The sequence below is a fragment of the Pseudomonas sp. Sample_10 genome (assembly GCF_004321495.1).
Taxonomy (GTDB): Bacteria; Pseudomonadota; Gammaproteobacteria; order Pseudomonadales; family Pseudomonadaceae; genus Aquipseudomonas.
Genome location: NZ_RCOE01000165.1, coordinates 1 through 10,618, shown reverse-complemented (window position 1 = coordinate 10,618; position 10,618 = coordinate 1). Strand labels below are relative to the sequence as shown.

Annotated in this window: 7 protein-coding genes; 3 read left to right on the top strand and 4 right to left on the bottom strand. The window is 60.9% G+C overall.

Features of this window, described 5'->3' with window-relative positions:
- The 4 genes from speA to D8U18_RS16585 all read right to left on the bottom strand — a co-directional run.
- On the bottom strand, positions 1 to 1,771 hold a 1,771-nt coding region (speA, locus tag D8U18_RS16600), incomplete at its 3' end, for an arginine decarboxylase (protein ID WP_131108025.1).
- A gap of 219 nt (positions 1,772 to 1,990) precedes the next feature.
- Positions 1,991 to 2,362: a translation initiation factor Sui1 gene (locus tag D8U18_RS16595; RefSeq protein WP_003221288.1), complete on the bottom strand. Its 372-nt coding sequence runs from the start codon at positions 2,360 to 2,362 to the stop codon at positions 1,991 to 1,993.
- A 316-nt stretch (positions 2,363 to 2,678) separates the two neighbouring features.
- Complete coding sequence (locus D8U18_RS16590) at positions 2,679 to 3,248, bottom strand: NUDIX hydrolase (protein WP_131108024.1); 570 nt, start codon at positions 3,246 to 3,248, stop codon at positions 2,679 to 2,681.
- A 3-nt stretch (positions 3,249 to 3,251) separates the two neighbouring features.
- On the bottom strand, positions 3,252 to 4,319 hold the full coding sequence (locus D8U18_RS16585; protein WP_056852469.1) for a DUF2333 family protein: 1,068 nt from the start codon (positions 4,317 to 4,319) through the stop codon (positions 3,252 to 3,254).
- A gap of 461 nt (positions 4,320 to 4,780) precedes the next feature.
- On the opposite strand from D8U18_RS16585, the gene gcbA reads away from it, so the two are divergent.
- From gcbA to D8U18_RS16570, 3 genes are all read left to right on the top strand, one after another.
- Positions 4,781 to 6,451 (top strand): diguanylate cyclase GcbA, encoded by a 1,671-nt coding sequence (gcbA, locus tag D8U18_RS16580; protein ID WP_130904390.1) that lies wholly within the window; start codon positions 4,781 to 4,783, stop codon positions 6,449 to 6,451.
- Positions 6,452 to 6,503: 52 nt separating this feature from the next.
- Positions 6,504 to 8,450: a methyl-accepting chemotaxis protein gene (locus D8U18_RS16575; RefSeq protein WP_131108023.1), complete on the top strand. Its 1,947-nt coding sequence runs from the start codon at positions 6,504 to 6,506 to the stop codon at positions 8,448 to 8,450.
- A gap of 329 nt (positions 8,451 to 8,779) precedes the next feature.
- On the top strand, positions 8,780 to 10,525 hold the full coding sequence (locus D8U18_RS16570) for a protein-disulfide reductase DsbD (RefSeq protein WP_131108022.1): 1,746 nt from the start codon (positions 8,780 to 8,782) through the stop codon (positions 10,523 to 10,525).
- The last annotated feature ends 93 nt before the right edge of the window (positions 10,526 to 10,618 follow it).

Below are 10,618 nucleotides of genomic sequence, written 5' to 3'. Positions count from 1 at the left end.
GCAGCATGTCTTCGATGGTGTCGTGGGTTTCGATACCGGCGTGGTACACGCTGCCATCGGCGTTCTGGTAGATGTTCACCGAATCGGTGTCACCGAACAGGTTGTGCATGTCGCCGAGAATTTCCTGATAGGCGCCGACCAGGAACACACCCAGCAGGTAGTCCTCGCCTTCGTTCAGGGAGTGCACCGGCAGACTGGTTTCGATGCTCTGCTCGTCGACGTACTGGTTGATCTTGCCGTCCGAGTCGCAGGTCAGGTCCTGCAACACTGCGCGACGCAGCGGCTCTTCGTCGAGGCGATGCAGCGGAATGATCGGCAGGACCTGGTCGATGGCCCAGGTGTCCGGCAGGCTCTGGAACACCGAGAAGTTGCAGATGTACTTGTCGGCCAGCTTGTCGTTGAGCTCATCGAGCACCTGACGGTGGGAACGCTGACGCGCCTTCAACGAGTTGTGCAGGCGACGGCAAACGGCAAAGTAGCATTGCTCGGCCAGGGCTTTTTCCGCCAGGGTCAACTTGCCATCGGCGTACTGCGCAGCGACATCGCTCATGTAGTGCGTGGCGCGCCAGTAGGTTTCGGTGACCATCTCGATATCGGTCGGCCCCAGCAAGTCCACCAGCCACTGCACGGTTTCCGGCAGCGCTTCCTTGTTCTCGATCTGCGGCACGTCGTCGTTGTGTTTCTCGACGTCGGTCACCTGGATCACCAGCATGGCGTGGTGCGCGGTCAGGGAACGGCCGCTCTCGGAGAAGATGTTCGGGTGCGGCAGGTTTTGCGCGTCGCAGAACTCCTTGAGCATCCCGACCACGACACCGGCGTAATCGTCCATGTCGTAGTTGATCGAACTGGCGTTACGCGAGTGCGTACCGTCGTAGTCCACGCCCAGGCCACCGCCGACGTCGATGTGATCGACCGGCAGACCAAGGTTGCGCAGTTCGCCGTAGTAGCGGATTGCTTCCTTGAAACCGTGCTGGTAGTCCGCCAGGTTGGCGATCTGCGAACCCATGTGGAAGTGCAGCAGGCGAATGCCCTGGTCCAGGCCAGCCGCGCGGAAGCGCTCGACCACCGACAGCAGCTGGGCCGCCGACAGACCGAACTTGGACTTCTCGCCACCGGTGTCGGCCCATTTGCTCGACGCCAGGGACGACAGGCGCACACGCAGACCGACCTGAGGCTTGACCTTGAGCGAGTTGGCTTCTTCGATCACCAGACCGACTTCGGATTCTTTCTCGATCACGATGAAGACGTTGTGGCCGAGCTTCTGGCCCATCAACGCCAGGCGAATGAACTCGCGGTCCTTGTAGCCGTTGCAGACGATGGTGCCGCCCTTCGGCGCCAGCGCCAGCACCGCCAGCAGCTCAGGCTTGGAACCGGCTTCCAGGCCGATGGAAACGTTCTGGGTGGCGATGATGTTCTCGATCACCGCTTCCTGCTGGTTGACCTTGATCGGGTACAGCGCGGTGTACTTGCTCTGGTATTCCAGGCGCTCGATGTTGGCGTCGAACGCGCCGGTCAGCTGACGCACGCGGTCTTGCAGGATATCGGGGAAGCGCACCAGCAACGGCAGCGACAAGCCGCTCTTGCGCAGTTGGTCGACTTGCTCGAACAGGTCGATGGGCGAGCTGCTCGGACCGTTCGGACGAACTTCGACGCGACCGGCGTCATTGATCGCGAAATACCCGGCCCCCCAATGGCGAATCCCGTAAACACTGCGGCTGTCCGCAACTGTCCATTGGCTGCCATCGTCTTTGCGTGTGCGTCGTACGGACATCGAAGTCCCCTATAAAGAAGTCATAGTGCGTCGCCTGGATTCAGGTCGGCGCAGTCTAAAGAATGAAAATGACGGTTCGTCAACGAGGGGGTAGACCCCGCAGACCGCAACGAGTTTAGAAACCGGTCAAGAACAGGCTCTGTGAAAACCATGACGGCGACGCCAGACCTGAAGGCAATCAGGGCTGGATCAAGCCGCAAGTGGTTTTCACAGAGGCTGCTAGCCGCCGGACTTCTTCGCTTTGAAACCGAGCTTGATCAGTTCAGCCAAGAGTAGCTCGACATGATCGCCCTGGATTTCAATGATCCCGTCTTTCAACGCCCCGCCGGTACCGCAGCGTTTCTTCAACGTCGTGGCCAGTTCCTTGAGCGCGTCTTCAGCCAACGGCACGCCGGTGATGGTGGTCACCGTCTTGCCGCCACGGCCCTTGCTTTCGCGGCGCACGCGAGCGATGCCGTCACCGGCCGGGATAACGGTCTGTTTGCAGATGCAGGCGTCCACCGGTTTACTGCATTCCGGGCAATGACGACCTGCGTCGGTGGAAAATACCAGGCCACCAAGGGCGGCGAAGGATGCGGCTTTTTTGGCCACCGGCAATCCTCTTGGGAGGACAAAGACTGGTCGCGGCAACCTGGGGCAGGTGCCATCGACCGCGAAGCCCCACTCAGGCAGGGGCAGCGCTACTGAACCGGCGGACTCTGTCGTTGGCGTGTCCTCTGCAGGAGCGAGCCTGCTCGCGATGAACCTGAGAACGCTGCGGGGTGCCAGGATACCCTCGTCATCGTTCACGACCATCGCGAGCAGGCTCGCTCCAACAGAACAGCAACAACCAATACCGGTTCAGCTTAAAAAGGTCGCGCAGTGTAACGGCAAAAACGCCGATTGCTAAGAGCCAATCGGCGCCAATTTATGCCTCTTTTGCGACGTCTTCGCCGTGTGACCGCAGATAGCGCTTCAACGCGGCCAAAGAGTCCGGGCAGTAAGGCTTTTGCTCGATTTCCTGCATGACCTGTTCGATGGGGATAAAACGCGCTTCCAGCACCTCTTCCGGTTGCAGGACCAACGGGCCATCCCACACCGCGGAAAACGCCGAGCACCACAGGCGATTGCCGGTGTCTTCGAAGAAAAAGTGGTCATGGGCGGTCAGTTCCACACCACGCACGCCCAATTCTTCTTCCAGTTCCCGCGCCGCCGACTCGGCGTAGGTTTCCGTCGCCAGCACCATGCCGCCCGCCGCCACGTCCCAGAAACCAGGATAGATCGCCTTGCTGAGTGTGCGCCGATGCACGCAAAGCTCACCCGCGGAGTTGAACAACATGATGTAAGTGCCGCGACCGATCAGCCCTCGCTCACGCAAATCGGAACGGACCAGGGCGCCGAGCAGGTTGTCCTGTTCGTCGACCCAGGCGATCTGTTCGGCATCCGAAGCCGCCCGGTGGGCGGCCTCCCGCAGGTTATCGATGGAACTGTCGGCCATGACTCAGCCCTGATTGAGCAGTTGACGCAAATCGATCACTGCCGCGTTGGCCCGGGAAATGTAGTTGGCCATGACCAGCGAGTGGTTGGCCAAAACGCCGAAGCCGCTGCCATTGAGGATCATCGGACTCCACACGGCTTCCTGCGACGCTTCCAGCTCACGAATGATCTGGCGCACGCTGACCGTGGCGTTCTTCTTGGCCAGGACATCGGCGAAATCGACTTCGATGGCGCGCAGCAAATGCGACAAGGCCCAAGCCTGGCCCCGCGCTTCGTAGAACACGTTGTCGATCTGCAGCCATGGGGTTTCGACGATTTCTTCGTCGACTTGCGGCGCCACACCCGGTACCACGACCTCGGTTTTCAACGCGGTGTTGAGCTTGACCCGACCAACACTGGCCGACAGTCGTTGCGACAGCGAACCCAGACGCGTACCGACGTCGCCCAGCCAGTTGTTCAGGTTGTCGGCGCGGGCATAGAACAGCGCGCTCTTCTGGTTCGGATCGGACAGGCGCGCCTGATAACGGCTCAGGGAATTGATGCCTTCCTGGTACTCGGACTCACTGGATGGCAGCACCCAGCTCTTGTTGTCGAAGTTGAAACGCGGCTCGGCCTTGGCCAGATCAGCGTCTTCGGCGGACTGCGACTGCGAGCGGGCGAAATCTTTGCGCAACGCACGGCTCAGGTCGCGCACCTGTACCAGCACGCCATATTCCCAGCTCGGCATGTTGTCCATCCACAGGCCTGGCGGAAAGCGGTCGTTGGAGATATAGCCGCCCTGCTTGGTCAGCAACGTACCGGCAACGGTCTTGAGGGTTTCGACCGTGGTGTAACCGACCACCATTTGCTTGCCTTCTTTTTCGGCCGCCATTTGCGCAGTCTGCTGCACAGGAAACAGCGCAGGCTCCTGGCTCCAGTACCATCCCAAAGCAATCGCCACCAGCAGGTAGAGACCGATCAGCGTGGCCAGCGCGCGGCTGAACAGCAGGCCGCCCAGATAACTGCGGGTGGCCGACTTGGGCTCGGCGGCACGTTCAGGCGCACTGCCCGCGCGGTTTTTCCAGTCCAGCATGGCGATATCCTTTCAATCACTTGAGTTCAACGGTTCGACCACAACCATACAACAACGTGCCTTTGCCCGGCACCCGACGTTGGCGTGATGACGAAAATTAAACGTCCCGCGTAACCGCAGCGATCATCACGACCGCTTCGCTGACGCTGCCCATAGGGGAATCCCCTAGCCCATACCCGCAAAAAAACAGCGTATCGGCTCATCTTCAGCCACCTGGAAACAACTCGCATTCAAGTCTGATCGGCAGCTCGAAACGCCCGGACATTTCATCACAAACGCCGTACAAGCCCCGGTCGGCGCGCCCTTCGCAAAAACCAACAGCCGATTTACGACCAACCAGTCAGAAACTGAATGCGTCCGCGTTGCAGATTATTGACGTACAGCACTCATGTCATCGCAAAGTGGTGCTAGCATAGAGCCACCACTCGACCTCAGCGCGCCCCCTAACTAGTAGTCAGGATATGACCGAGCCAGAAGATCCCAGCCGCGAGCGCCTCAAGCACCACTTTGCCCAGCGGGTAATTCATCAGGCACGTCAGATTCTTGAGATATGGCAGCGCCTGCAACGCAGCGAGTGGTCAAGCACCGATCTGTCGGAGCTGAGCGAGGCCAATCTGCGCCTGCTGCGCTTCGCCGAGCGTTTCGAACAGCCGGAACACACGCACCTGGCTCGCCAAATCACTCAGTCACTGGAAGCCGTCGATGCCAATCGCGGACGCTTGAGCAGTGGCCTGATCACTGACCTCAACCGCTTGATGCAGCGCCTGTCCCGCACTGGCCTGCGCCATGGCGACCAACTCGACCAGACGTTCCTGCCGCCCCTGCGCAAGCCGATCTACGTCATGCTGCAGGATCACGACCGCGCCGAACGCCTGGCCAAGCAACTGGAGTTTTTCGGGCTCAGCGCCCAGTCCCTGGACAGCGTAGCTGCGTTTCGCTCGTCGATGGTCGAGCGTCTGCCGGCAGCAATTGTCATGGACGTGGACTTCAGTGGCCCCGGCATCGGCCTGAAGCTGGCCGCCGAAGCCCAGGAAGGCCTCGATCATCAATTGCCGCTGTTGTTCTTCAGCCTGCACGAAACCGATACCCCGACCCGACTGGCCGCCGTGCGTGCCGGTGGTCAGGAGTTCCTCACCGGCACGCTCGAAGCGTCGAGCCTGCTGGAGAAAATCGAAGTCCTGACCTGCGTTGCCCAGTACGAACCCTATAAAGTGCTGATCATCGACGACTCCCGTGCCCAGGCCCTGCACACCGAGCGCTTGCTCAACAGCGCCGGGATTGTCACCCGGACGCTGATTGAGCCGATCCAGGCCATGGCCGAACTGGCGGACTTCCAGCCAGACCTGATCATCCTCGACATGTACATGCCGGCCTGCACCGGTACGGAACTGGCCAAGGTGATCCGTCACAACGACCGTTATGTCAGCGTGCCGATCATTTACCTGTCCGCCGAAGACGATCTGGACAAGCAGCTCGACGCCATGAGTGAAGGCGGCGACGACTTCCTGACCAAGCCGATCAAACCCCGGCACTTGATCACCACCGTGCGCAATCGCGCGGCGCGGGCGCGCAACCTCAAGGCTCGCATGGTCCGCGACAGCCTCACCGGCCTGTACAACCACACCCACATCCTGCAATTGCTCGAAGACTGTTCGTTCCGCTCTCGTCGCGAGAACAAACCGCTGAGCTTCGCCATGCTCGACATCGACCACTTCAAGCGCGTCAACGACAGCCACGGCCACCCCATGGGCGACCGGGTGATCAAGAGCCTGGCATTGTTCCTCAAGCAGCGCTTGCGCAAGACTGACTTCATTGGCCGCTACGGCGGTGAAGAGTTCGCCATTGTCATGCCGGACACCGACCTTGAGGCGGCCTACAACGTCCTCGATGAAATCCGCCAGCGCTTTGCCGAAATTCACTATCCGGCTCAACCCCAGGATTTGTGGTGCACGTTCAGCGCCGGGGTGGTGGAGTTGTGTGAAACCTCCGACAGCCTGTCCATGGCCAGCCAGGCGGATGAGGCGCTCTATCGTGCCAAAGGTGCCGGGCGCAACCGTGTCCAGGCGGCGGGGACGTCAAAGCAAAGTGCCACTTTTTCATCGCAATTGACCCCTTCGGTCATAACCCTGTAACAGAAACGCAATAACTTCAGGCGCTTACCATTTCTGCCGTTGGTAGTCCGTGATGCGCCTGAAGCTGCTGACCAATCTCAACACCCTCCTTTTAGTCGCCGTGTGCGTAGCCCTTGGCGCGACGCTGTGGTGGTCGCAAAAAGCCCTCGAACGCCCGTACCTATTAATGGAGCGTTACCTGGGTTTGTCCCAGCAGTTTCAGAACGATGTGGCGCGCAACATCGAGGATTACCTCGCCAGCGGCGATGCCCTGCGCTTGAGCAACGCCACCCAGGCCATTGATGCCCTGCAAACAGAACTCGGCGAATTGCCACCGGCGCTGGCCGAAAGCCTGCGCCCAAGCCTGTCGAACCTGAGTGACTTCAGCAAAACCGATCTGCTGGCCGCGGGCAAGCTCGCCGGAGATCCACAGGCCCTGCTGCTGCAAGCCGAGCGGGAATTGGCTGCCAGCCTCGACCAGCTCAGTCAGTACGCCAGCGCCAACGCGGCGTACCTGACGCCATTGCTCACTGCATCGCAGCATTTGGGTAAATTGTCGCTGGCCCGGGACAAACTGGTCAGCAGCGGCCGCAGCGAACTGGCCGCCGACGTCGAGCGCGAAGTCACCCACATCCGCACCCAGGCCGAGCTGCTGGACGCCCTGCCCTTGCTGGGCGTGGCAGCCAGCAGCGAATCGAACACCGATGATTTCGCCTCGATGATGGGCCTGGAGAGCACCGAGAAAGCTGCAGCCGAGGATGCCGGCGTTGGCTACAAGCGTGAACTCAATAGCCTGCTAACCCGTTACCCGGCGGAGCTGGCTCGGACCCGCGAGCAGATCCAGAAACGCGCCGATCTCAGTACCGCGACTCATCTTAAAATCGCCGATGTGCAACACGCCATCGCCGGGCTGGAACCGGTGGTCCGCGCCCAGCACGGGCAAATCCAGGGCGAAGTCCGACTGATGCAAGGCGTGATGATCGGTTTGATTTTGCTGATCGCGCTGCTGATCGACAGCCTGCAACGCAAACTCGCCCGGACCCTGACCAACCTCGCTCCGGCGCTGTCGACCTGGGCCGAAGGGGATTTCAGCCAGGACATCCAACTGGGCAAGACCAACCGCGAATTGCATGACATCGAAGCGTCGCTCAATCGCTTGCGCGCCTATCTGGTGGCGCTGGTGGGGACCATTCGCCTTAACGCCGAACAGGTCGCCGGCAGCAGCCGGACCCTCGCCGAATTGAGCAACGACCTGCACAGCGGTGCCGAGCACCAGGCGGGGGACACCGCATTGATCCGCGATTCCCTCGGCGAACTGGAAGCGACCATTCAGCAAGTCGCCGGCGATGCCAGCCAGGCTGCCGAAGCCAGTCGGCATGCGGGCCTCGCGGTGGAGCACGGGCAGCAAGTCATTGGCCTGAGCCTGACAGGCCTGCATGCGCTGGTGGACGAAGTGCAGGGCAATGCACAGATGATCGAACATCTGGCCGAAGAGTCCGCGACCATCGGCGGGGTGCTGACGGTGATTCGCTCGATTGCCGACCAGACCAATCTGCTGGCGCTGAATGCGGCCATTGAAGCGGCACGCGCCGGGGAAATGGGTCGCGGCTTTGCCGTGGTGGCTGAAGAAGTTCGCTCACTGGCGCAACGCACTGCTGGCGCCACCGCCGAAATCCAGACCTTGATCGCCGGTCTGCAAACCGCCGCGCGCCAGTCGGTCGAAGGCATGCGCGCCCAGGTCGAACACGCCGAAGCCACCGCCAACCAGGCCCAGGCGGCCGATGGCGCGCTGGATAAAATCGTCGGGGCGATCCAGACCATCTCTGACACCGCAGTGCGCATCGCCGATGTCACCGCCCAGCAGAGCGGCGCCGTCAGTGAGATTCGCGACCACAGCGAGCGGATTCATCAGTTGGGCGGGGATAACTTGCTGCGCATTGGCGAAGGGCGCGAGCAAGGGGAAAATTTGCTGGTGCTGGGTGGGCGCCTGCATACCGCCGTTCAGGCCTTCCGCGTCTGATAAGCCGCCATCGCTGGCAAGCCAGCTCCCACAGGATTGAGGGTGCTTATAGATTTTGTGGACAACCTTGATACTCGTGGGTGTTGGCAAGCCAGCTCCCACAGGGTTGAGGGTGCTTATAGATCTTGTGGACAACCTTGATACTCGTGGGTGTTGGCTTGCCAGCTCCCACAGGGTTGAGGGTGCTTATAGATCTTGTGGATACCTGCAAAACTTGTGGGAGCTGGCTTGCCAGCGATGACGTCGGACCAGTCACCCCAGCACTACCCGCACTGCACATCCGCACGACGTCCGCTATCATCCCCCCAATTCCGATACGCGAGATTGTCATGCGCCGTTTGCTCTGCCTGCTTTTATTCGTGCTCGCCCTGCCGGCCGCCGCCACCGGCCTGTTGGAGAGCCGTCCCAGTTCTACCCTGGGCTCGATCAACAACAGCGCCGACTTCCTGCCGGTACGTGAAGCTTTTCAGTTGAGCCTGGTAGAAAGCACGCCGCAATCGATCAAACTGCGTTTCGTCGCCACCGAAGGCTATTACCTCTACCGTCACCGCTTCCAGTTTCGCGCAGAACCGGGCGATGTCACCCTCGGGGCAGCGCAATTGCCCGACGGCCAAAAGAAGCACGACGAGTACTTTGGCGATGTCGAGGTCTACCACGGCATTCTCGATGTAGAACTGCCGCGCTCCGATCAGCGCGCCTTTACCTTGGTGGTGACTTATCAGGGCTGCGCCGACAAGGGCCTGTGTTATCCGCCGGAAACCGAGCGCCTGAGTATCAACGCTGGCAACAGCGTGAGCGTGCCGTATAGCTGGAGCTGGCGCGAACTGGCGCTGTTTTTCCTCGCCGGTCTGGGCCTGACGTTCACCCCCTGCGTGCTGCCGATGCTGCCGATCCTTTCCGGCGTGGTGTTACGCGGACAGGTCGGCGGCTGGCGCGGTTTCAACCTGTCGCTGGCGTATGTGCTGCCGATGGCGGCGTGTTTTGCCCTGCTCGGCGCCTTGATGGGGATGTTCGGTGCGCAACTCAATCTCCAGGCGCGCCTGCAATCGGCCTGGGTGCTGGTACCATTCGCGATGTTTTTCGCAGTGTTTGCCCTGGCGATGTTCGGGGTGTTCGAGCTGAAGTTGCCGCACGCCATCAGCAGCCGGCTCGACCGCATTGCTGGCCGCACCGAAGGCGGCTCGCTGTGGGGCGCGGCAGTGCTGGGCGTGGTTTCCAGCCTGCTGGTTTCGCCCTGCGTATCGGCACCCTTGGCCGGTGCGTTGCTGTACATCAGCGCCAGCGGCGATGCCTTGGGCGGTGGACTGAAACTGTTCATGCTCGGCCTGGGCATGGGCGCGCCACTGTTATTGGTGGCCACCGGCGGCGCGGCGTGGCTGCCAAAAAGCGGCCCGTGGCTGATCTATGTGAAGAATGCAATTGGCGTGTTATTGCTGGGACTGGCAATCGGCTTGCTCAGCCGGGTTTTGCCGGGACAGGTTACGCTGCTGCTGATCGGCCTGTTGGCCGCGGGTGTCGGCTTGTTCCTCGGCGCACTGGAATTCGTCTACAAACCACCGCGAAAACGCCTGGGCCAGCTATTCGGGATGTTCCTGCTGTTTTACGCGCTGGCCTGCTGGTTCGGCGCATTCAGCGGCCAGAGCGACCCGTTCAACCCCATCGGCCAGTCGCGCACCATTGCCAGCAACGCGCCAACCCAGGAAACCAGTGCCTGGCAAACCGTAGACACCCCGGCTGAACTCGACCGTGTGCTCGCCCAAGCCCGCTCAGCCAACACTGCGCTGCTGCTCGACTGGTACGCCGACTGGTGCATCAGTTGCAAAGTGATCGAACGGGAGGTACTGAACGACCCCATCGTCATCGAACGCCTCAAGGGTTACAGGCTGGTGCGCTTCGATATCACCCAGAGCAACGCCGAACAACGCGCCCTGCTCGATCGCTACCAACTGTTCGGCCCCCCGGCCTTGATGTTTTTCGGCAAGGACGGCGTCGAACGTGTCGATGTGCGGGTGATCGGCGAGATCAATGCGCGGGACTTCGCCGAACGTGTTGCCAGGGCGAATGACCGGATTTAAGCAAGCAGTCATATATTTCGCGCAAACATCGGTCATCGTGCTGGCTATTGCAGAGAACTGGACAGTCACAAAGGCTTTGCGGCATAGTCGCCG

What these genes read in the sequence shown, in the direction of transcription:
- D8U18_RS16590 (WP_131108024.1), bottom strand. Translation starts at nt 3,248, where the DNA reads ATGGCCGACAGTTCCATCGATAACCTGCGGGAGGCCGCCCACCGGGCG.
- D8U18_RS16585 (WP_056852469.1), bottom strand. Translation starts at nt 4,319, where the DNA reads ATGCTGGACTGGAAAAACCGCGCGGGCAGTGCGCCTGAACGTGCCGCC.
- gcbA (WP_130904390.1), top strand. Translation starts at nt 4,781, where the DNA reads ATGACCGAGCCAGAAGATCCCAGCCGCGAGCGCCTCAAGCACCACTTT.
- D8U18_RS16575 (WP_131108023.1), top strand. Translation starts at nt 6,504, where the DNA reads ATGCGCCTGAAGCTGCTGACCAATCTCAACACCCTCCTTTTAGTCGCC.
- D8U18_RS16570 (WP_131108022.1), top strand. Translation starts at nt 8,780, where the DNA reads ATGCGCCGTTTGCTCTGCCTGCTTTTATTCGTGCTCGCCCTGCCGGCC.